Origin of the sequence: Cochlodiniinecator piscidefendens, from assembly GCF_011326755.1 — a bacterium.
Lineage (GTDB): Bacteria > Pseudomonadota > Alphaproteobacteria > Rhodobacterales > Rhodobacteraceae > Cochlodiniinecator > Cochlodiniinecator piscidefendens.
Genome location: NZ_JAAOIE010000004.1, coordinates 224,282 through 245,190, shown reverse-complemented (window position 1 = coordinate 245,190; position 20,909 = coordinate 224,282). Strand labels below are relative to the sequence as shown.

20 protein-coding genes are annotated in these 20,909 nt (G+C 49.5%); 7 read left to right on the top strand and 13 right to left on the bottom strand.

What is annotated here, in order from left to right; translation table 11 throughout:
- Positions 1-41 precede the first annotated feature (41 nt).
- The 10 genes from G9C99_RS12720 to G9C99_RS12675 form a co-directional block, all read right to left on the bottom strand.
- A complete protein-coding gene (locus tag G9C99_RS12720; protein ID WP_166417887.1) occupies positions 42-224 on the bottom strand; it encodes a DUF2783 domain-containing protein in 183 nt (60 codons plus the stop codon).
- Between the two features lie 3 nt (positions 225-227).
- The gene (locus G9C99_RS12715) at positions 228-1,829 is read right to left on the bottom strand and encodes an FAD-dependent oxidoreductase (protein ID WP_166417886.1); all 1,602 of its coding nucleotides are present in this window, start codon (positions 1,827-1,829) and stop codon (positions 228-230) included.
- 97 nt (positions 1,830-1,926) lie between these two features.
- Positions 1,927-2,877 (bottom strand): MBL fold metallo-hydrolase, encoded by a 951-nt coding sequence (locus G9C99_RS12710; protein ID WP_166417885.1) that lies wholly within the window; start codon positions 2,875-2,877, stop codon positions 1,927-1,929.
- Positions 2,878-2,957: 80 nt separating this feature from the next.
- The gene (fahA, locus tag G9C99_RS12705; protein ID WP_231704062.1) at positions 2,958-4,241 is read right to left on the bottom strand and encodes a fumarylacetoacetase; all 1,284 of its coding nucleotides are present in this window, start codon (positions 4,239-4,241) and stop codon (positions 2,958-2,960) included.
- Between the two features lie 10 nt (positions 4,242-4,251).
- A complete protein-coding gene (maiA, locus tag G9C99_RS12700) occupies positions 4,252-4,896 on the bottom strand; it encodes a maleylacetoacetate isomerase (protein WP_166417884.1) in 645 nt (214 codons plus the stop codon).
- Complete coding sequence (gene hmgA / locus G9C99_RS12695) at positions 4,893-6,251, bottom strand: homogentisate 1,2-dioxygenase (RefSeq protein ID WP_166417883.1); 1,359 nt, start codon at positions 6,249-6,251, stop codon at positions 4,893-4,895. The genes maiA and hmgA overlap by 4 nt, the downstream gene beginning before the upstream one ends.
- Positions 6,252-6,331: 80 nt before the next feature.
- On the bottom strand, positions 6,332-7,102 hold the full coding sequence (locus G9C99_RS12690) for a LytTR family DNA-binding domain-containing protein (RefSeq protein WP_166417882.1): 771 nt from the start codon (positions 7,100-7,102) through the stop codon (positions 6,332-6,334).
- A gap of 210 nt (positions 7,103-7,312) precedes the next feature.
- On the bottom strand, positions 7,313-8,350 hold the full coding sequence (gene tdh, locus G9C99_RS12685; RefSeq protein WP_166417881.1) for an L-threonine 3-dehydrogenase: 1,038 nt from the start codon (positions 8,348-8,350) through the stop codon (positions 7,313-7,315).
- A complete protein-coding gene (locus G9C99_RS12680; RefSeq protein WP_166417880.1) occupies positions 8,350-9,555 on the bottom strand; it encodes a glycine C-acetyltransferase in 1,206 nt (401 codons plus the stop codon). The genes tdh and G9C99_RS12680 overlap by 1 nt, the downstream gene beginning before the upstream one ends.
- Positions 9,556-9,632: 77 nt before the next feature.
- The gene (locus G9C99_RS12675; RefSeq protein ID WP_166418007.1) at positions 9,633-10,193 is read right to left on the bottom strand and encodes a helix-turn-helix domain-containing protein; all 561 of its coding nucleotides are present in this window, start codon (positions 10,191-10,193) and stop codon (positions 9,633-9,635) included.
- 95 nt (positions 10,194-10,288) lie between these two features.
- Between G9C99_RS12675 and G9C99_RS12670 the strand changes: the two genes are divergently transcribed.
- The gene (locus G9C99_RS12670) at positions 10,289-10,717 is read left to right on the top strand and encodes a MarR family winged helix-turn-helix transcriptional regulator (protein ID WP_231704061.1); all 429 of its coding nucleotides are present in this window, start codon (positions 10,289-10,291) and stop codon (positions 10,715-10,717) included.
- A 114-nt stretch (positions 10,718-10,831) separates the two neighbouring features.
- Positions 10,832-13,069, top strand: coding sequence for a response regulator (locus tag G9C99_RS12665; RefSeq protein WP_166417878.1), 2,238 nt, complete (start codon positions 10,832-10,834; stop codon positions 13,067-13,069).
- Here G9C99_RS12665 and yaaA read toward each other — a convergent pair whose 3' ends face one another.
- The 3 genes from yaaA to G9C99_RS12650 are packed head-to-tail and all read right to left on the bottom strand — an operon-like array spanning position 13,070 to position 16,240.
- Complete coding sequence (gene yaaA / locus G9C99_RS12660) at positions 13,070-13,846, bottom strand: peroxide stress protein YaaA (protein ID WP_166417877.1); 777 nt, start codon at positions 13,844-13,846, stop codon at positions 13,070-13,072. It abuts the gene before it with no gap.
- Positions 13,846-15,897, bottom strand: coding sequence for a DNA helicase RecQ (gene recQ, locus G9C99_RS12655; RefSeq protein WP_166417876.1), 2,052 nt, complete (start codon positions 15,895-15,897; stop codon positions 13,846-13,848). The genes yaaA and recQ overlap by 1 nt, the downstream gene beginning before the upstream one ends.
- Before the next feature lie 55 nt (positions 15,898-15,952).
- Positions 15,953-16,240, bottom strand: a complete 288-nt coding sequence (locus G9C99_RS12650) for a YggT family protein (protein WP_166417875.1) — start codon at positions 16,238-16,240, stop codon at positions 15,953-15,955.
- 136 nt (positions 16,241-16,376) lie between these two features.
- Here G9C99_RS12650 and G9C99_RS12645 point away from each other — a divergent pair, with 136 nt between their 5' ends.
- From G9C99_RS12645 to G9C99_RS12625, 5 genes are all read left to right on the top strand, one after another.
- Complete coding sequence (locus G9C99_RS12645; RefSeq protein ID WP_166417874.1) at positions 16,377-16,907, top strand: acyl-CoA thioesterase; 531 nt, start codon at positions 16,377-16,379, stop codon at positions 16,905-16,907.
- A 60-nt stretch (positions 16,908-16,967) separates the two neighbouring features.
- On the top strand, positions 16,968-18,329 hold the full coding sequence (locus G9C99_RS12640; RefSeq protein WP_166417873.1) for an MFS transporter: 1,362 nt from the start codon (positions 16,968-16,970) through the stop codon (positions 18,327-18,329).
- Positions 18,326-19,186: a penicillin-insensitive murein endopeptidase gene (gene mepA, locus G9C99_RS12635; protein WP_166417872.1), complete on the top strand. Its 861-nt coding sequence runs from the start codon at positions 18,326-18,328 to the stop codon at positions 19,184-19,186. The genes G9C99_RS12640 and mepA overlap by 4 nt, the downstream gene beginning before the upstream one ends.
- A gap of 32 nt (positions 19,187-19,218) precedes the next feature.
- Entirely contained in the window at positions 19,219-20,052 is an 834-nt protein-coding gene (locus tag G9C99_RS12630; protein WP_166417871.1) for an esterase-like activity of phytase family protein, read from the top strand.
- Between the two features lie 88 nt (positions 20,053-20,140).
- On the top strand, positions 20,141-20,770 hold the full coding sequence (locus G9C99_RS12625; RefSeq protein ID WP_166417870.1) for a queuosine precursor transporter: 630 nt from the start codon (positions 20,141-20,143) through the stop codon (positions 20,768-20,770).
- Positions 20,771-20,909: the final 139 nt, after the last annotated feature.

The following is a 20,909-nucleotide window of genomic DNA, read 5'->3' as shown; positions in this document are numbered from 1 at the left end:
GCTCTGCGAAAATCGTCGGTTCAGGGACATTCTACAACCTATCAGTCCAGAGCAGTTCTCATTGCTTCCGCTAATACTTCTCTGTCACCGATATGGTTTGCCAATACAAGGATAAGCCGAGCATTGAGCGCCTTGCTTTCATTCTCTGACAGGCCGTCATGCATGTCCAGAAGTTCCGAATAAAACCCATCCGCATCGTGAATATTAGGTGTCGTAATAAGCATCGATTATTCCTGACCTATAGCGCGTAATATAGCATTGCGAATTTCGGTTTCATCATATGATGTCCAACGTGCCGCTATGTGTTGATCTGGCCGAATGAGATATATTGCTGTGTCTTCGTCACCCAAATACCGATCTTCAAAAACCGGGTTTTGTCCCGGTTGCACTTCGATAACATCCAGGTGAATCCCAGCAACAGATGGCGACTCTCCGTTAATCCCGACAAAGAGCAGCTTAAAATCCCCATTGAGTTGATCGAGTAACCAACCTTCGTTTACTGGCGCGTCAACAGCCGGAGCCCCCGGTCGGGTGGATGTTGGGAGTTTCGTGCTGTCAGGCGTGTTAAGGCGCGATTCACTATAAATGCATGGAACCGAAAGGCGACCCGAATTTACCATAGGGCGGGCAAATTCATGCTTCTCAGCCAAATGTAATACAGCATCGCGAAACTGTCGTGAAACAGCCGATTTAGGCGTGATAAAGTCAGTAGATCGCGAAGAATTTAAAATGTTCTCGTCAGCACCATAGATACGTTCATCATCATAAGTGTCGAGCAGAGTTTCTGGTGCAATGCCATCCAGTACTAACTTTAACTTCCAACAAAGGTTATCGGAATCCTGGATACCTGAATTGGCTCCTCGTGCACCGAATGGCGATACCTGATGTGCTGCATCCCCGGCGAACAAAACACGGTTATGGCGGAATTTTTCCATACGACGGCACTGGAATGTATAAATCGACACCCATTCCAAATCGAAAGAAATTTCATCACCAAGCATCTGCTTTAAGCGCCTGATCACATTCTCTGGCTTTTTCTCTTCGGCTTTGTCGATATCCCATCCGAGCTGCAGGTCGATCCGCCATACCCCGTCTGGTTGCTTGTGCAACAACGCTGACTGATCACGATTAAACGGCGGATTAAACCAGAACCAACGTTCTGTCGGAAAATCAGCGTCCATCACAACATCGGCAATAAGGAAATTATCTTCAAAGACACGCCCAACAAAGTCCAAACCAAGCATCTGGCGAACAGGCGATCCGGCACCATCACACGAAATCAACCACTCGGCTTCGACCTGATATACTCCATCTGGTGTATCGATTTGCAAACTTACGTGGTCGTCGTTGTTTTCGATCGAAACCACTTTATTCTTGCCACGAATTTCAATCGGCTTGCCTTCGGCCTCAAGCACGCGGACCCGGTCCATCAAATAGGCCTCAAAATAATATTGCTGCAAATTGATAAATGCCGGACGTTTATGGCCATCTTCCGCCAACAGATTAAATTCGTAGGTTTGGCGGTCATCAAAGAATACCTTTCCGATATTCCATGTGACACCTTTTTCAACCATTGGCTCGCCACAACCCAGACGGTCAAGAATTTCCAAAGGCCGTTTAGCAAAGCAAATCGCGCGTGATCCAAAACTCACCCGATCATTGTCGTCAACAACAACAACCGGGATATCCTGTTGGGCCAAATCTATTGCGGCAGCCAAACCTACGGGCCCTGCACCTACAATGATAACAGGATGCCGGTTGGTTTTCGGCGAATCCTGATCAGGATTTCGGGTATATGGATAAAGCGGGATCTCAAAAATTTTTGCCATCACAGCCCCTTACATATTTCGGCAAAGGGCTTGAAAAGCGTCATTCCCTTGCGCAGGAAAAATTTGCGGCCCACGTTTTTCAGCAGGCCGCACTGATTTAGTTTTGCAAAGCGGCCCACATATCCAGGTCACGCTGTGCTGTCCAAACCCGAGGCGTATCAATTCCACGCGCTTCATCGTAGGCACGTGCAACATTGAACGGCAGGCAGTGTTCATAGATTGCATAATCTTTGAATTTTGGGTCGCACTCTGCGCGCACCGCGTCCCACGCATCTTTCAATGAACCACCTCTCGCGGCAACGCGTGCTGCCGGGCGGTAGGTGCTTTCGACAAAGTCACGAGTATTTTCAATGGCAGCGTGTACCATATCTTTGCCGATCAACGCGTCGCCACGGCCGGGTGCGATCGCATCAACATCAAATGCGGCGATATTATCTAGCGTATTTCCCCAATCCCCGAAATGCCCGTCACCACAATAGCAAGCAGAATGATATTCAACGATGTCTCCGGTGAACATGACGTTCTGATCCGGGACATGGATGACGATATCGCCAGCCGTATGCGCACGCCCCAAATGCATCAGGTCAACTCGGCGATTTCCAAGGTAAACCGTCATATCTTCGGAAAATGTCGTTGTTGGATAGGTCAGCCCAGGAATGCTTTCGTGACCCTCAAACAGACGAGGAAAACGCTGGAACTCACTGTCCCAATCATCCTGCCCACGCTCAACGACCATCGCGCGCGCCGCATCGCCCATGATAATTTGCTCAACACCAAATGCTGACGCGCCCAAAACTCGGACTGCGTGATAATGCGTCAGCACCACGTGGCTGATTGGTTTATCTGTAACTTCACGCACCTTTTCGATGACTTTCTGCGCCAAGCGTGGCGTGGCTTGGGCCTCAACGATCATCACGCTATCATCACCAATGATCACACCAGAATTTGGGTCGCCTTCTGCCGTGAAGGCATAAAGACCATCGCCCACTTCGGTAAAACTGATGTTTTTCTCACTCATGTCGCCCTGAGATGCAAAAGCTTTGGCCATAGTTGATTTCCTTTTCCAAACAGCGCCTGCGCCGTATAAATGTCTATGCAGATTTCTGATCGAACAATCGATCCAGATGATTATTTGGTTTCAAACGGTGTAGAAATCGCCGGCAGAATTGTCCCGACGCAATCGCCAAAACCAATTTGGTATCCGTCACCCTTTGCGGTTCCGCGCAGTGTCAGGGTGTCGCCGTCTTCGATAAACCCACGTTTTTCACCCGTTTCGAGCATAAAGGGTTCGCGTCCGGCCCAGCTGAGCTCCATCAACGACCCGTATTCGCTACGCGACGGCCCCGAAATGGTACCCGATCCCAACAGATCCCCGACATTCATCGCGCAACCGCCAATCGAGTGATGGCATAACTGCTCCGCTGCCGAATAATACATCCGATTATAGTTCGTATTCGCGAGCGAAGTTGCAGTCAGGGCACCTTCAGGCTGCATCAAAACTTCAAGGTCGATATCATACAAGCCATCTTTGCTACCCGCTAAATAGGGCAGCAATTCTTTTTCACGCTCTGGTGTCGGCGCGCGGAAAGGCTCAAGAGCTGCTGCGGTTACGATCCAAGGGCTAATAGTTGTTCCGAACCCTTTACCCTGAAATGGTCCAAGCGGCTGATATTCCCATCCCTGAATGTCACGCGCGGACCAATCATTTAAAAGCACATATCCAAAGATAGCAGCATCTGCCTGATCAACAGAAATTGGCTGGCCCATCGCGGAGTTTGCCCCGACGATTGCCCCCATTTCTAATTCGATATCCAAACGCTTTGTTGGCCCAAAACTTGGCATATCGGCATCTGGTGCTTTTGTTTGCCCCAATGGGCGCCGAATATCAGTGCCTGACACCACGACAGTAGATGCCCGCCCGTTGTACCCGATCGGAATATGTAGCCAATTCGCAGGAAGGTCAGGGGAGCCTCGTAAAATAGCGCCCATATTCTGCGCATGCTGCTTACCCGCGTAAAAATCGGTGTATTCAGACACAACAATTGGAAGATGAAGTTGGGCCTCATCCATAGCAACAAAGGCGCGGCTGCGCATCTCAATGTCATCAAGCAAGACAGGATCCCCATCTTCAGACAGTAGATCAATCAACCGCGCCCTCAGATCAGCCCATGTAGCCTGTCCCAATTCCATCACTTCGTTCCAGAACGGAAGGTCAAGGACCGGTTCATCATCCAGAACGATCACGCCTTCTTCTTCAAGGTAGGCGACATCCAAAATCAAATTCCCGATCGCAACGCCGCATCGCGGATCTTCTTCACCCATTGAAAAAACGCCATAAGGCAAGTTATTCAGAGGAAAAGGCGATTTGTCAGAGTTCGCGCTCTCGACCCACGATTTCATCAGTTTAGACATCTTAGTTTCCTTAATTCGTCGCGTCAGGCTGGGCCTCGGGCCGCGCATCAGCAAATGGTTTTAGCGCCAAACACGCCTGTTCTATTTCGGCTAAACGCCCATAAGCCTGTAGATCCAAGCCCCATCGCCGAGCGTTATAAAACTGCGCAACAAGGCAAATATCTGCAAGTCCTGGAGCTGCGCCCATTGCAAACGCTGTGTCCTGCTTCACCAAAGCGTTCAGTACATCAAATCCGGTAGCCATCCAATGACGCATCCATTCAGCTTTGGCCTCAGCATCTGCATCAAAGGTCGCCCCGAGATGCTGCACCACCCTGAGGTTATTAATCGGATGGATATCCATTGCGATAACGTGCGCCACAGCGAGCGCCTCTGCCCGGGCTTCAGGATGGGTAGGTAAAAGCGGCGGCGCAGGCACCAAAGTGTCTAAGTAATCGATGATCGCTAGCGATTGCGTCAGAACTTTACCACTTTCAAGCTCTAGCGCGGGCACCAAATGGGATGGGTTTTTATGCCCATATGCATTTGTATGTTGCTGACCGCCGCCCGCGACCAAATCCACCCCAACGTGTTCATATGCGATTTTCTTAAGATTTAGCGCAATTCGAACACGGTACGCAGCTGTTGATCGCCAATACCCAAAGAGTTTCATCATTTTTTTCCCGGCTTACCATCAAATTTCTTTTCAATGTCAGTCCAGCAATCAATGTAGTCGTCTTGGATTGGCGCTTCGTTCGCCGCAAATGGAGTCAAATGCTGTGGAAAGCGTGTCTCAAACATGAATGACATGGTGTGATCTAGCTTTTCCGCTCCGAGGTTCGCGTTTGACGCGCCTTCAAATGCGTTTTTATCCGGCCCATGCGGCAACATCATATTGTGCAGCGACATACCGCCCGGAACAAACCCCTGAGGTTTGGCGTCGTATTGCCCATAGATGTTACCCATAAGCTCCGACATGATATTTTTGTGATACCATGGCGGTCTGAACGTATCTTCTGCCACCATCCAACGTTCGCGAAACAGCACAAAATCGATATTCGCTGTGCCGGGCTGGCCCGAAGGTGCCGTTAATACTGTGAAAATCGATGGATCGGGATGATCAAATAAGATTGCGCCAACCGGACAGTAAGTACGCAAATCATACTTCATTGGGGCATAATTTCCATGCCACGCCACAACGTCTAATGGACTGTGACCGATGTGCGTTTTGTGAAACTGCCCGCACCATTTTATTGTAACTGTCGATGGTACTTCGCGGTCTTCAAAAGCCGCGACAGGGGCTTTAAAGTCACGCGGATTGGCCATACAATTTGCACCAATTGGGCCACGTCCCGGTAGTTCAAACTTTTGCCCGTAGTTTTCACAAACGAAACCGCGCGCAGGTCCTTCTGCCACTTCGACTCTGTACAATAGGCCCCGCGGAAGTATCGCAATTTCTTTGGGTTCCAACTCAATGGTGCCAAGTTCAGTATGGAAAATCAGCCGACCTTCTTGGGGTACAACCAATAACTCAGAATCCGCTGAGAAGAAGTAATCATCCTCCATCGTTTCAGTCACCAAATACACATGAGATGCCATGCCAACCTGCGTATTTACGTCCCCAGCAGTTGTCATGGTCCGCATACCCGTCACCCATGTCAAAGGCGCACCCGATGCTTCGATTGGATCCCAACGATATTGACCCAAACTGATAACATCGGGATCAATACACGGGGCAGATTTCCATTGCGGCATGTCAATCTTTTCGTACCGATGGCTGTGCTTAACTGACGGGCGAATGCGGTAGCACCACGTGCGTTCATTTTGATGGCTTGGCGCTGTGAATGCTGTCCCTGATAGCTGCTCGCCATAGAGGCCATAATTGCATTTCTGCGGCGAGTTCATCCCCTGAGGCAAAGCATCTGGCAAGGCCTCGGTTTCAAAGTCATTGCCAAATCCCGGCATATACCTTGTGGCTGTTCCAACGGAGGTTTCCGCGCGAATTATTTCACGTGCTTTTTCAGCTGTCATGATACGTCTCCTGAATACTGCTAGATCAAATCTAACGGTGTATCGGTTTCAGGACTTATATCGTTGCATTTGAAACGAAGTCAACCGCCACCGGAATTCACCGATGCAGCCAACCCCCTAACGTATGTCACATTGGGGCGACTAACCGGGACCTCACGACCACCTTTCAACAGCACAAAACAACGGGAATCACGACGTTCGAATCCTACGATTGCATCAATTGCCACCCAATGAGAACGATGCACTCGAATACCGTTATACGCTGCCAATTCGGCCACTGCATCGGCCATACGCAATAATATTACTTCACTTCCCTTATCAGTAACGACCTCAAGATAGTGATCTTGCTTACTCAATGAGACAAGTGAACGCCCCAACTCTGGAGACACTCGACTAAAGAAGGCGTTGCAATCCAGTGAAGACGTTTGCGACGGGTTATTCTTTGGCAGATTTCGATTGAATTCATATATCTTAAACTCGCTCAACCCTATGACCACGCTAATCGTTGAGACTAGGATCATCATCTTACCAAACGACAACCAGCCAAACTCAAATTCGTTCATCTGAAAGTAGAATAAGGCCAAGATAAGCGCACCAGGAATAGACCCAAGAAACGCACCACTCAGAATGGAAACAACTGCGGGCCGGTCCAACCCCCACCCTGAAACCCCGATCAAATATATGCAACAATTGACAGGGATACCAACGGCTGACACTGCGCCCAACCAGAATAGGAGGCGAGGCAAAAAGGACAAAGTGTTGTAGGTTCCAAATGGTCCTAGAATTGCCAACACCATCGAAGCAACAACAACTGTTGCCGCCTTGTTTTTCCATTCAAAATATCTGTTCATTTCACGAACCGCCAAATACACACCGTGTAATACACGAAACAAACATGTTTGTTAACGCATCAATAATTGCAAAGTACAGCCCTTAGTGAGAACCTGCTTAACGAGGGAGACGCGTCCGTGAGTGGGCGACTTAATTTTATAACCAAGTTTTTTCTGCGCTCCCTCGCCTATACCCTTTGTAAGATGAACGAAGGTTAAAGCTACATACCTTTAAGGCCAATTCAGTACAATTTTCCCAGATTGGCCGCTTTTCATGGCGAAAAACGCTTCTTCATACGCATCCACAGAATATCGATGCGTTATGACATTGCGCACATCTAATCCGTTTTGCAGCATCGCAATCATTTTGTACCAGGTTTCAAATATCTCCCTTCCGTAAACGCCCTTTATCGTAATCGCTTTGAAAACGATACGAGACCAATCAACTGGGGATTTTCCTGGGGGAATTCCAAGCAATGCAATACGCCCGCCCATGACCAACGCTTCAACCATTTGATCAAGCGCGCGCTGATTTCCAGACATCTCCAAGCCAACGTCAAAACCTTCTGTCATGCCCAGTTGAGCCACTACATCTGAAAGCTCTTCTTGCGCGATATTAACAGGCCGTACATCCGTGACGCGTCCAGCCAAATCTAATCGCTCCTGATTGACATCCGTGATCACCACGTGACGCGCGCCCACATGCCGAGCGACCGCAGCAGCCATAATTCCAATCGGCCCGGCCCCGGTTATCAATACATCCTCACCTATGAGATCAAAAGAAAGCGCTGTATGAACCGCGTTTCCTAATGGATCCAGAATTGCGCCTATTTCATCATCAATTTCATCAGGCAATGGCACGACATTAAAAGCGGGCAATCTAAGGTATTGGGCAAAGGCACCTTGCTCATTTACCCCAATACCGCGGGTTTCAGGGTCTAAATGAAATTTTCCAGCTCTAGATTGACGGGAATGCTTCCCAATCAGGTGCCCTTCTCCAGAACATCTTTGACCAATTTGCAGCCCTTCGACGTTACGCCCCATATCAACAATTTCACCAGCGAACTCGTGGCCTGTGATTAACGGTACGGGAACCGTTTTTTGCGCCCATTCATCCCAATTCCATATGTGGATATCTGTCCCACAAATACCTGTTTTTCGCACACGTATTAAAACGTCATCCGGCCCAATTGCAGGCACAGGATGATGTTCCATCCACAAACCTTCTTCTGGCTTTGCTTTGACCAGTGCTTTCATCAAATTTGACATCAAATCGCCCCCACATTGCGCCCGGCTTTACCAAAAGCCTCTAGAGCGAAATCCAAATCATCCCGCGTGAGAGAGGCGTTCATCTGTGTGCGAATACGCGCCCGCCCTTTGGGAACAACGGGGAAGAAAAAGCCGGCGACATAGACACCGCGCGCAAACAAATCAGCGGCCATCAATTGGCTCAGCTTCGCATCGCCTAGCATGACGGGCACGATAGGATGCTCGCCTTCTAGTAAATCGAACCCCAAACTGGCCAATCCAGAGCGCCAATAGGCCGTATTTTCAAAAAGCTGATCACGAAGCGCATCTTCTTTTTCAATGATGTCTAATGCCGTAATGCCTGCCGCAACCACCGCAGGTGGAAGAGAATTCGAAAACAGATAGGGGCGGGCGCGCTGCCGTAACAGATCAACGACACCTTGTGTTCCTGCGATGTAACCACCAATTGCGCCGCCGAGCGCTTTGCCGAGGGTACCTGTTAAGATGTCGACTCCGGCCTCAACGCCAAAATGGGCGTGCATGCCACGACCTTGCGGCCCCATAAACCCAGTTGCATGGCAATCATCGACCATCACCAATGCATTATATTTTTTGGCCAGCTGCGTAATTTCTGGTAATTTCGCTAAATACCCATCCATCGAAAAAACGCCATCGGTCGCGATCATTATAAAACGCGCACCGTCCAGTTTTGCTTGTTTCAACTGTTCTTCAAGTTCCGTCATATCGGAATTTGTGTAGCGATACCGCTTAGCTTTACACAAACGTATCCCATCAATGATCGATGCGTGATTAAGAGCATCCGAAATGATCGCATCTTCGGCACCGAGCAAAGGTTCAAAAACAGCACCATTCGCATCGAAACATGCCGCAAACAAAATGGCATCGTCCTTGCCTAAAAACCTAGCTATTTTTTGCTCTAACGCGCGATGTAAGTCTTGCGTACCACATATGAACCGCACGGAAGCCATACCATACCCTTGAGCATCAAACGAACCCTTGGCCGCTGCAATCAAGTCTGGGTGATTGGCCAAACCAAGGTAATTGTTGGCGCAAAGGTTGACCATCTCGACGCGCTGCCCATCCCCCTTCTGCACCAAGACACGCCCTGCCTGCGCAGACACAATAGTGCGCTCACGCTTAAAAAGCCCCTCATCTTCGATTTCTTGCAGTGTATCTTGGATGTGCGAATAGAATCGATGCGTCATGATATGCTCCCTTTAAGAAACTCTATCATAACAGAATATAAATCCACAATAACGGATTTATCCAATATTACGGATCATTATCCGTTTTTCACAATAAGCAACGCTTGAGCAATACCACCGACTGCCTCAATCTTATGCGGACAATCAGCTGCATATCGGGCGGTATCCCCTTTGTGTAGCACTTCGCTTAGCGCACCGGACGTCACCCGCACCGTGCCCACAACAACCGACAATGTTTCCATCGCACCTTGGCTATGAGGCTGACTGTTCAGCTCACCAGCATCATCGAACTGCAAATCATATAACTCGCTTTTCCCCGCATCTTCGGGAGGCGACAAAATACGAATATGGCACCCCTTGCCATGCTGCGCGATTGTTGGAACATCCCCCGCCCGCAGAACTTCGATGCGTTCGGTGGGACCCGTTTCCAGCAGGCCTGCAAAATCAACTTGAAGTGCGCGCGTCAAATTCCACAATGTTGCAACCGTTGGCGAAGATTCTCCTCGCTCAATTTGGCTCACCATTGAGCGTGACACACCAGATAGTTTTGATACAGCTTCAAGCGACAGACCAAGCGCCTGCCGCGCCTCTTTAAGACGGAGCGCTAATCGGTCGTTTATTTCAGTACGTTCAGACATGTCGCGAAACTGCGCTGTTGAAATTGTCATGTCAACGGCTTGCGAACAGGGTCAAAAAAATGGTTTTATCTGCAACAACAAAAAAGGGGCCTGTTTTGACTGACTTCGTACTTGAGGATTTCTTACCGTACCAACTTGCAGCGGCATCTTCACGAGTCAGCGCTGGATTTGCGGAAATCTACAAACAAAAGTTTGGTATCTCTCTGGCCGAATGGCGTCTTGTTGCCCACCTAAGCCAAACCAGCGCAGTGAGTGTTCGAGAAATCCACAACAGGATTGACATGGATAAGTCCAAGATCAGTCGTGCTGCAACAAGACTCGAAGCATCGGGTCATGTCACCAAACGCGAAAACTCCAAAGATCGGCGCCTCATTGAACTCGCCCTTACCCAAAAAGGCCGCGATATGATGGAGGAACTCACTCCCTTGGCTCGGCAATACGAACAAGAGGTCTTGCAGCAGCTCGGGCAAAATAGTCAGAGCCTTCAACCTCTTCTAAAGCACCTCCTCAACCAACCTACTTAAGCGACATCTAAGAAAAACCGCGATTTTAATTGCAATCACGTGGTTTTGATTAATCGACTGTTTAGTCCAATCAGGCAATCTGGTGCGGAATCACTCGTGCCTTGGGGACCTAGTATGGATTTGTCAGATAAGCTCGCGCAAGAACGCCGTGGGCGACTAGCGGCTGAGCGTCTATTAGAATTGAAGCAAGCTGAATTATTTTCGGCAAACCAAAAACTGGGAAAGCACGCTCGCGCGCTTTCGGATGAGATTGTGGAAAAACGCCAAGAGGTGGAAGAAGTCCGCAATGTAGCCGAAGCCCTAAAAGGGGAAAACACCCAAGTTCGTTCTGATTTAGAAGTGGCTGAACGCCGTTTGTGGGACTCCGTACAAACAATCCAAGACGGCTTTGCCGTATTTGATCCAGACAGTAGGCTGATCACCGCAAACGATTCCTATATTGCGATTTTTGATGGGTTAGAAGAGGTTCAAATTGGAGTCACATATGGGCGTATTCTAGAGCTTCTCACCGAAGAGGGAATCGTTGATATCGACAATCAACCCCCTGCGGAATGGCAGGCTGAGATGCTGGAACGCTGGCAGTGGGAAAATCTTGAACCTCGCACAATAAAACTATGGAATGACGAATATATCCGCCTCATCGACAAGCGCGGAGCAAGCGGAGACACCGTAACACTTGCTTTAAACATCACAGAAACAATTCGTTATGAGGCCGAGCTAAAGGATGCACGCCAGCGCGCCGAATCTGCGAACAGAGCCAAATCAGCGTTTCTTGCAAATATGAGCCATGAAATCCGAACGCCAATGAACGGCGTCGTCGGGATGGCGGACCTACTGCGTGATACAGAATTGGATGAGGAGCAGTCTCTCTACGTTCAAACCATCAAAAATTCGAGCGAGGCCTTACTCGTAATCATTAATGACGTTCTTGATTATTCAAAAATTGAAGCTGAAAAGCTATCTCTTCATCCGGAAGTCTTTGATCTAGAGAGAAGTATTCACGAAATCGCAATTCTTCTTATGCCATCTGCCAAAGATAAAAACATCGATCTATTGGTCGATTTTGACATGTTTATGCGCACCGGATTTATAGGCGATCCTGGTCGTATTCGACAAATCCTGACCAACCTAATTGGCAACGCCGTTAAATTTACGGAACAGGGTCATGTCATCATCCGTGTCGTTGGTATCGAAATGGAAGAAACCAACGAAATGCAAATTCACGTATCGATTGAAGACACCGGCATCGGCATCTCGGAGGACATGATTGACCATGTCTTCGGCAAATTCAGCCAAGTTGAAGATGAAAAGAACCGCAAATTCGAAGGTACAGGTCTTGGACTTGCTATTTCCAAACAACTGGTCGAGTTGATGGGTGGTAATATCTGGGTCGACTCCGTCAAAAACGAAGGGTCATGTTTCGGGTTTAAAATTACGCTTCCCATCGAAGCCGAAAGTGTAGCACCCCCTATAACAATTCCAGAGCAAGTCAAAAAAGCCGCAATAATTGCACCACATCATATGACGGGTGCGATACTGGAACGCCAACTGGCGGCCTTCGGAATTTCCGCCACAGTATATGCAACCGCAAGCGAAGCATTGGATAATGTTGACCACCACTGTGACGTCATTTTGGCCGAAGCAGAAATTAGCGATATGTCACCACTGTCCTTTATGAAAGCGATCAGTATACGCCCAATGGCCCCGCCAGTAATTTTCCTATCTACGGGAACGATGCCCAATCACAGCGACGTAATGGCGCTCGGATGTAAACGTATTATCCAAAAACCTACCCCGCGAAATTCGCTTTATGCCGCTCTAAACGAAATCACATCAAAAGAAACGCCTCGAGTAAAAGAGGTGCCCCATCCAACGGCCATTCCGAGCACACCTGAATCCACTCAAACCCCTTCGGAAACACAGCCACGACGCATGCGCATTCTCGCAGCTGAAGACAACAAAACAAACCGACTTGTTTTTGAAAAAATGGTCAGGACCTTGGATATTGATCTTCGATTTGCTGAAAATGGGCAATTAGCCGTTGAAATGTTTGACGAATTCCAGCCAGACCTTATTTTTACCGATATCTCCATGCCGATCATGGATGGCAAAGAAGCCGCAAAAAACATCAGGCAACTGGAAACGGATCAATCAAAAAACCGCACCCCCATCGTTGCGATGACAGCACATGCCATGGCTGGAGATGATGCAGATATACTGGCATCGGGCATTGACCATTACCTTACCAAACCACTGAGGAAAGCCGAGATTCACGACAAAATCATCGCCTTATGCCCAGTGGAATGTGTTCCGCCAAATACCGAAGACGCCACTCAAAGAGCAACTGGATAGTTATGTGGTGGGGTAATCGCGTAAAAAGACCCAGCGATCGCCTTCTGACATTTTCGGATTGAATTTGTATCCACCTGTATCAAACTCTTTCAGTGCGTTTGGATCAGTCAGCCGTCGTTCAATCATAAAACGCGCCATCGCGCCTCGTGCTTTTTTTGCAAAAAAGCTCACGATCTTTGCTTGGCCTGCTTTTTCTTCCATGAACACTGGCGTGATTACTCGAAGTTTTAGATTCTTCGGGGACACCGCCCCAAAGTATTCAACCGAAGCGCAATTTACCAACGCGTCAGTTCCAAGGGCTTCACCTTGTTTGTTTAGCGCCTCTGAAATCTTGCCTCCCCAGTATTCATAGAGATTCTTACCATTTGGGTTGTGCATTTTACTGCCCATTTCCAGGCGATAAGGTTGGATCAAATCCAAAGGTTTTAATAGCCCGTAAAGCCCCGACAATATCCGCAGATGATCCTGCGCCCATAAAAATTCTTCATCGTCTAGGCTTGCAGCCTCTAGACCCGCGTATGTATCCCCAGCAAACATCAATGCGGCCGGGACTGCTGCATCCGTTTCGGGATTTACATCAAATTTTGCAAAGCGCTCTACATTCAATTTTCCCAAATTTTCACTGATCCCCATCAGCTTTTGCAAATCAGCTGAAGTTAGCTTCTGCGCCGTCTCTGCCAACACCACTGCATCGCTTTGAAATCCCGGTAAGGTGGTTGGCAAAACCGTTTTCGCATTTTCATTTAGTTTTTTTGCTGGTGATACAACGGTCAACATCAGGAAACATCCTCGGCTAGTATTTCTAAAAACGCATGACCAAAGCGGTCTGTTTTTTGTTCAGTCATACCCGGAATATATGCCATCGCCCGCAAATCAGACGGCTGTCGTTCCGCAATATGACGTAAGGTTGCGCTGCTACATGTAAGGTATTTTCCAGAACCATCAACACCACGGCACAGCGCGCCTTGTGCATCCTGAAGCCGGTCAAACAACTGCGCTGCATTTCGACCCGCTAGTTTGCGACGGGCTGGATGCATTTCATCCGGCGTATCTCCGGTAATAATCTCAAGAAATGCCGCGCCATAACTTTCTAATTTTTTGGCACCAACCCCATTGACTTGGGCCATCGCATCCAAAGAAATAGGACGTTTTTCCGCCATTTCGATCAAAGTGCGGTCGTTAAAAATAATGTACGCGGGAACATTAGCTGCTTCGGCCAATGCGCGGCGCTTAGCCTTTAGGGCTGACAATAACGGTGCATCTTCTTCGCTAACTAACGTTTTTACAGCCGGCCGGCGCGGCGCGTGACGAATGGTGTCTCGGCGTAGCTCAATCGTTTCTTCGTCACGTAAAATTGGACGCGCGCGTTCGGTCATGCGCAGTGCCCCATGGCGTTCTGGGTCTGGCCGAACAAGATCATAACCCATCATTTGCCGAAATACAGCTTGCCACTGCCTCTTATCGTATTCCTTGCCGACACCGAATGTTGGCAAACCATCATGCCCACGTTCGCGTACTTTGTCAGTTTCGTTGCCCAATAAAATATCGATCAAATGCCCGGCGCCGAAATATTCACCTGTCCTCAATATCGCTGACAGCGCCTTGCGAACAGCAACCGTTCCGTCAAAGAGGTCCGCAGGCGTATCGCATAGATCACATTTGCCACAAGGCTCCGCACTTTCACCAAAATAGGCCAGAAGAACCTGCCGACGGCAATGGCGCGCTTCTGCCAAGCCCAGCAACGTATTCAGTCGCCCATGATCCGCCATTCGCCGTTCTGGCGGGGCAAGGCCCTCATCAATTTGGGTGCGGCGAAAACGAATGTCATCCGGTCCGAATAATGTCAACGTTTCAGCAGGGGCACCATCGCGCCCTGCCCGACCGATTTCTTGATAATAGCCTTCGATGGATTTCGGTAAATCAGCGTGCGCCACCCAACGAATATCGGGTTTATCAATCCCCATGCCAAAGGCGATTGTCGCAACAACAATCAGGCCATCTTCGCGTTGAAACCGTGCTTCGACACCACGACGATCTTGGGCGTCCATACCGCCATGGTAGTGACAGGCAGAATGATCTGCCTGACGTAACGCCTGTGCGATGCCTTCTGTTTTTGCTCGTGTCCCGCAATAGACAATCCCTGATTGCCCTTTGCGCGCTGCCGCAAATGATAAAATCTGTTGGCGCGGTCCATTCTTCACCTGAAAAGCCAGATGAATATTCGGGCGGTCAAAACCTTGAAGGAAGACTTCGGGCCTCTGCCCGGCAAAGAGGCGCTCTATGATTTCTGTACGGGTTTCTTCGTCGGCGGTGGCGGTGAATGCTGCCAAGGGAACATCCAAATCACTGCGCAGCTCACCAATACGAAGATAATCGGGGCGGAAATCATGCCCCCATTGGCTAACGCAATGCGCTTCATCAACCGCAATCATAGAGACCCCAATGCGGCGCAGTAAATTTACCGTACCACCAGAGGCTAAACGCTCAGGCGCCATATAAAGAAGCTTCATCCGCCCACTATCAAGCGCTTCGAATACTTCAGCAGTTTCTTCTTCGGTGTTGCCCGAGGTCAGTGCTCCCGCTTCAACACCGGCTTGGCGCAGCGCCCGAACCTGATCTCGCATCAGTGCAATCAGTGGGGAAATCACCACTGTCACCCCATCACGACACAGTGCAGGCAACTGAAAGCAAAGAGATTTACCGCCACCTGTAGGCATAATTGCCAGCGTATTTTGACCAGATGTCACAGCTTCTACGATCTCCGCCTGACCGGGGCGAAATTCATCAAATCCAAATACGGACGACAGCAATTCTATCGGCGGGGACATTGAGGCCTTTGTTTTAACACTGCTCAGCTGACGCAACTATCACACAGAGATGTCTTTAGTAGAAGGCCATCGCATTATTTTGCAAAATGATGCGGATTGCAATCAAAGCGATAAACGCAACCAAAGGCGCGAGGTCCAGCCCAGGCGTAGACGGAAGGAATTCGCGAATGCGTCCATAAATTGGCTCCAGCATTCGATTTAGACCATACCAAATCTGCGCAACGATTGGCTGATGCAGGTTCAAAACCTGAAAATTGATCAGCCAGCTCATGATGATATGGGCAATCATAACAAACCATACGATATCGAGGATCAACATAATGATCTGAAAAAGCGATTGCATGACGGACAGTCCTTTCGAATTTGGGTCGCAAAAGACCTAAGCATTGCGCGGCCAAGACGCAAGCCATCTTCCGTTACGTCTGCCTTGACCCTCTTTAAATAGAAGGGCACCTGAAAGACTTATTCAGGAGACACCGATGTATCCAATTTTCCGGATGGCCAAAGAAGTCATTAAGAACCGTAATGCTGAACCCCTCCCGCTTTTGGGAGTGCATGTTTCTCATCACCGGTGTTGGCCGTGGGATCTCGATTTTTGGATGGAACTCAATAATGGGCGGACACTGACAATCTATGATCTTGGCCGCATTCCTCTGTCTATGCGTATGGGGCTGGCCTCTGCATTGCAGAAAAACAAATGGGGCATGACGATCGCGGGATCATCCGTTCGGTATCGTAAACGCGTTCGCATGTTTGATCGCGTTGAAATTCGCAGCCGCGCGGTGGGCTGGGATGACCGGTTTATCTACTTGGTCCAATCCATGTGGCGCGATGGCGATTGCACGAGCCAAGCGCTCTATCGCTCGGCCGTCACCGATAAGAACGGGATTGTTGCACCAACACGCGTATTAGCCGCCCTCAACGCTGAAATGCAAAGCCCCGAACTGCCGGATTGGGTAAAAAACTGGATCGCAGCCGAAGACAGCCGTATTTGGCCCCCGGAAATGTAAGGCCTCTTGCCATATTGACTGGATGCCTGTCATACCAAGGATAATAACGAGGGGCAGGTCATGGCAGAAGTTTCACTGAAAAAGCGTGTTTGGGGCTGGTTCTTTTTTGACTGGGCCAGTCAACCATACAGCACCCTGTTATTGACCTTTATCTTTGGACCCTACATTGGCGCGACCATAGCAGATGCACTTATGGCTGGCGGGCTAAGTGAAGACGCCGCCGAAGCACAGGCCCAAAGCACTTGGGCTCTTGCCCAAACGCTCAGCGGACTTGCAATTGCATTTTGCGCTCCGGTCTTGGGGGCGATTGCTGATTCATCTGGCTACCGTATGAGATGGATAAAATTCTTTTCTGCAATGTATGTGTTTGGTGCAGGAGCCTTGTGGTTCACTTATTCAGATGGCTCGACCACCACTTGGATGCTGTTCGCCTTTGCAATCGGATTTATAGGTTATGAGCTCGCAACCATTTTTACAAATTCGATACTGCCCGACCTCGGGAACCGAGATGAAATAGGCGAAATTTCCGGTTCTGGTTTCGCGTTTGGGTACCTAGGTGGCGTACTCGCGCTTGTACTCATGCTATTGTTGTTTGCAGATGAGGGTGGGAAAACCTTGCTCGGCATAACGCCATTGTTGGGTTTGGATTCTGACCTACGCGAAGGCACACGATTTGTCGGGCCTTTTACGGCGATTTGGTATGCTTTCTTTATGATTTTCTTTTTTCGGTGGGTCAAGGAGCCGCCGCAAGCGCACTCAGATGTGTCTGTTCCTCAGGCATTGGCTCAACTGTGGCAAACCATCAAAACTCTAAAACAATCTGTGGCGGCCTATCTCGTGTCTTCAATGGTATACCGAGATGCATTAAATGGGCTATATGGTTTCGGCGGAATATACGCAAAGCTCGTGCTGGACTGGCCTATTATTTACATTGGCGTTTTCGGCATTGTTGGCGCAATTACAGCGGCCATATTTTCGTGGATCGGAGGAAAGGCAGACAGTAAATATGGGCCTAAGCCCGTAATCGTCATTAGCATCCTAACGCTTATGGTGGTCTGTGCCGTGATCGTGGGTATGACAAGAGAGGGATTGTTTGGCATTGCATTCGCTGCTGAATCCTCGATGCCCGACATTATTTTCTTTATCTGCGGAGCAGTTATCGGAGCCGCCGGCGGCACCATTCAGGCTTCATCAAGATCAATGATGGTGCGCCACACCCATCCGGATCGCCCGACCGAGGCTTTCGGCCTCTACGCCCTATCAGGCAAAGCAACAGCATTTCTAGCACCAGCTCTGATTGGCATTGTAACAACCATAACCCAAAGCCCGCGCCTCGGCGTATCGCCGCTTATCGGGCTTTTCGCTATTGGGCTTGTCCTGTTAATATGGGTCAAACCAGAGGGAGAGAGGCCCCAATTATGATTATCAGATTTTTAAGTGTTTTATTTCTTCTCGCATTTAGCCACGCCTGCATTGCCCAAGAAGCCAGACAGCTGTTCGGCGAACACGATACCGCATCGCAACAGCGTTCACGCCCTTTTGGCAGCTATGCCGGTGGATGCCTTGCCGGAGCAGAACAATTGCCCGAAACCGGCCCCACATGGCAAGCTATGCGGTTGTCACGCAATCGGAATTGGGGGCATCCCAGAACCATTGATTTCATTGAACGTTTGTCTCGGCAGGCGGACCGTATCGGTTGGAATGGGCTTTATATAGGCGACATTTCCCAGCCGCGTGGTGGCCCTATGTTGTCAGGGCACCGTTCACACCAAATCGGGCTTGATATCGACATTTGGATGCGCCCAGCCATGGATCTAAATTTATCACGTCGCGCCCGCGAAAACCTATCATCTATCTCCATGCGTCGCGCAGGGGGCGCATATGTGAACGACAATTGGACGCCAGAACACCACGCTATTTTACGTGCTGCTGCCCAAGACTCTGACGTGGCGCGCATTTTCGTGTTCCCCGGCGCAAAAGTTCAGATGTGTAATGATGAAACTGGTGATCGCAGCTGGTTACGAAAAATTCGACCTTGGTGGGGGCACCACTACCATTTTCACGTTCGGATGGCCTGCCCACGCGGCGCTCGCCACTGCGAAGATCAAGCCCCTCCACCGCCAGGCGATGGGTGTGACGCTGCACGCCAATGGGTCGCAGATATCCTTAACCCGCCTGCACCAGACCCCAATGCCCCAGTAGCACCATCACGTCCACGTCGACAGCTCACTTTGGAAGATTTGCCACGCCAATGCGAACGCGTTTTGTCCTCTCAATAGCTGCGATTGCGGCAATGATGCTAGGTGGTGCTATGGCTGGAAACAGCCCGAGCACTTATACCCCGCCTGAATTTTTAGGCCGGCTACCCTTGAAAGCCGCGCTGGACAGCTTTGGCGGGTTTTCTGGCGTGGAAATAGATGATGGGGGTACGCGGTTTACAGCAATCACCGATCGCGGTCATTTGTTTCGCGGCAATATCGAACGGGAAGACGGCCGCGCGGTTCGGATTACGGTCTCAGGCGATCAAAACCTCCCCTTCCCCGAACACAATGACAGTGATTGGAATTATGTCGACTCAGAAGGCATTGCCAAACTGCCTAATGGCCGCTGGGCGGTTTCTATTGAGCGTCTGCACCGTGTTCTTATACTTTCCCCTTCTGGCGATATCGAATATCTTCCATTGTCTGACATCTTTTCAGAGCTGCCCGAAAATGGATCTCTGGAGGCACTCGCGGCGGACGCAAATGGCCGCCTCTTTGCCATTCCAGAACGACCAGAAATTAGGAACCATAGTTTTCCGGTGTATCAATACCAAACAGGTGGTTGGCAAAGCGTTTTTGACATCCCTGCACAGGGGCATTTCCTGCCAGTAGGGGCCGATTTTGGCCCGGATGGTTGGTTCTATGTCTTAGAGCGTGACATCTCAGGACTTATTGGATTTCGGTCGCGCGTGCGCCGCTTTCAATTTGAAAATCAAATACTTACTCAGGAAACCGTATTGCACACCACCGTAGGGCAATTCGGCAATCTCGAAGGCATAAGTGTTTGGCAGGATGAAACAGGTTCAATCCGACTGTCGATGGTGTCAGACGACGACTTTTCCAATATCAGGCGCGGTGCGTTGGTAGAATACCGTCTACCTTGATTTTGGTTTCATCATTGTGCTAGAGGGGCGCGTCCCAGTGACCACGCTGGGCCAAGTCTCCGCGACCTTGTTAAAACGGATCAAAAAAATGACACGTATTCTTCCTGGCGTAATTGCCATGGCTGCTATTGTGGTGGCCTCAAATATTCTTGTGCAGTTTTTACTGCTTGATGGGCTTCTGACTTGGGGCGCATTCACTTACCCTTTCGCATTCCTTGTAACAGACGTGATGAACCGCGTTTATGGCGTGCAATCTGCGCGCAAAGTTGTCTTTGTTGGCTTTGTCGTTGGTATCATTTGTTCCCTGATTGGTACACAAATCATGGGTGAATTTGGGCCGCTGGTTCCGCTTCGCATTGCCGTTGGGTCAGCCATTGCATTCCTGACAGCGCAACTTCTTGATGTTGCAGTCTTTAACCGTCTTCGCGACGGTGTTTGGTGGCGTGCGCCTTTGGCCTCGACTTTGATCGGTTCGTCCATTGATACAGCGCTATTTTTCACCATCGCGTTTTCCGCATCTGTTACCGTTTTTGGTGCAAATGCAGATGGTGCAATTGGCTGGGCGTGGGACGCTGTACCATTCCTAAATGTTGGCCCTGAAGCACCTCTTTGGGTGACTTTAGCAGTGGCTGATTGGTTGGTAAAACTCACGATTGCGCTTATCGCTCTTATCCCTTTTCGCATGATTGTTACAAAAATTTCGCCACATAGTGCGTAATTTCTTTTGACAAACACAAAATCTATGGCACCATCCTAAGTGTACAAATAACCAGAAAGGAGGTGCCAATGATTATTGGGAAACAGGAGCAGCTGGTAAAGGTTTCGAGTGAGGTATTGAGTTAGGGGGCAGCCCCCTT

Excerpts from the sequence above, each read along its gene's own strand:
- G9C99_RS12720 (WP_166417887.1), bottom strand. The coding sequence starts at position 224 with ATGCTTATTACGACACCTAATATTCACGATGCGGATGGGTTTTATTCG.
- G9C99_RS12715 (WP_166417886.1), bottom strand. The coding sequence starts at position 1,829 with ATGGCAAAAATTTTTGAGATCCCGCTTTATCCATATACCCGAAATCCT.
- G9C99_RS12710 (WP_166417885.1), bottom strand. The coding sequence starts at position 2,877 with ATGGCCAAAGCTTTTGCATCTCAGGGCGACATGAGTGAGAAAAACATC.
- fahA (WP_231704062.1), bottom strand. The coding sequence starts at position 4,241 with ATGTCTAAACTGATGAAATCGTGGGTCGAGAGCGCGAACTCTGACAAA.
- maiA (WP_166417884.1), bottom strand. The coding sequence starts at position 4,896 with ATGATGAAACTCTTTGGGTATTGGCGATCAACAGCTGCGTACCGTGTT.
- hmgA (WP_166417883.1), bottom strand. The coding sequence starts at position 6,251 with ATGACAGCTGAAAAAGCACGTGAAATAATTCGCGCGGAAACCTCCGTT.
- G9C99_RS12690 (WP_166417882.1), bottom strand. The coding sequence starts at position 7,102 with ATGAACAGATATTTTGAATGGAAAAACAAGGCGGCAACAGTTGTTGTT.
- tdh (WP_166417881.1), bottom strand. The coding sequence starts at position 8,350 with ATGTCAAATTTGATGAAAGCACTGGTCAAAGCAAAGCCAGAAGAAGGT.
- G9C99_RS12680 (WP_166417880.1), bottom strand. The coding sequence starts at position 9,555 with ATGACGCATCGATTCTATTCGCACATCCAAGATACACTGCAAGAAATC.
- G9C99_RS12675 (WP_166418007.1), bottom strand. The coding sequence starts at position 10,193 with ATGTCTGAACGTACTGAAATAAACGACCGATTAGCGCTCCGTCTTAAA.
- G9C99_RS12665 (WP_166417878.1), top strand. The coding sequence starts at position 10,832 with ATGGATTTGTCAGATAAGCTCGCGCAAGAACGCCGTGGGCGACTAGCG.
- yaaA (WP_166417877.1), bottom strand. The coding sequence starts at position 13,846 with ATGTTGACCGTTGTATCACCAGCAAAAAAACTAAATGAAAATGCGAAA.
- recQ (WP_166417876.1), bottom strand. The coding sequence starts at position 15,897 with ATGTCCCCGCCGATAGAATTGCTGTCGTCCGTATTTGGATTTGATGAA.
- G9C99_RS12650 (WP_166417875.1), bottom strand. The coding sequence starts at position 16,240 with ATGCAATCGCTTTTTCAGATCATTATGTTGATCCTCGATATCGTATGG.
- G9C99_RS12645 (WP_166417874.1), top strand. The coding sequence starts at position 16,377 with ATGTATCCAATTTTCCGGATGGCCAAAGAAGTCATTAAGAACCGTAAT.
- G9C99_RS12640 (WP_166417873.1), top strand. The coding sequence starts at position 16,968 with ATGGCAGAAGTTTCACTGAAAAAGCGTGTTTGGGGCTGGTTCTTTTTT.
- mepA (WP_166417872.1), top strand. The coding sequence starts at position 18,326 with ATGATTATCAGATTTTTAAGTGTTTTATTTCTTCTCGCATTTAGCCAC.
- G9C99_RS12630 (WP_166417871.1), top strand. The coding sequence starts at position 19,219 with ATGGCTGGAAACAGCCCGAGCACTTATACCCCGCCTGAATTTTTAGGC.
- G9C99_RS12625 (WP_166417870.1), top strand. The coding sequence starts at position 20,141 with ATGACACGTATTCTTCCTGGCGTAATTGCCATGGCTGCTATTGTGGTG.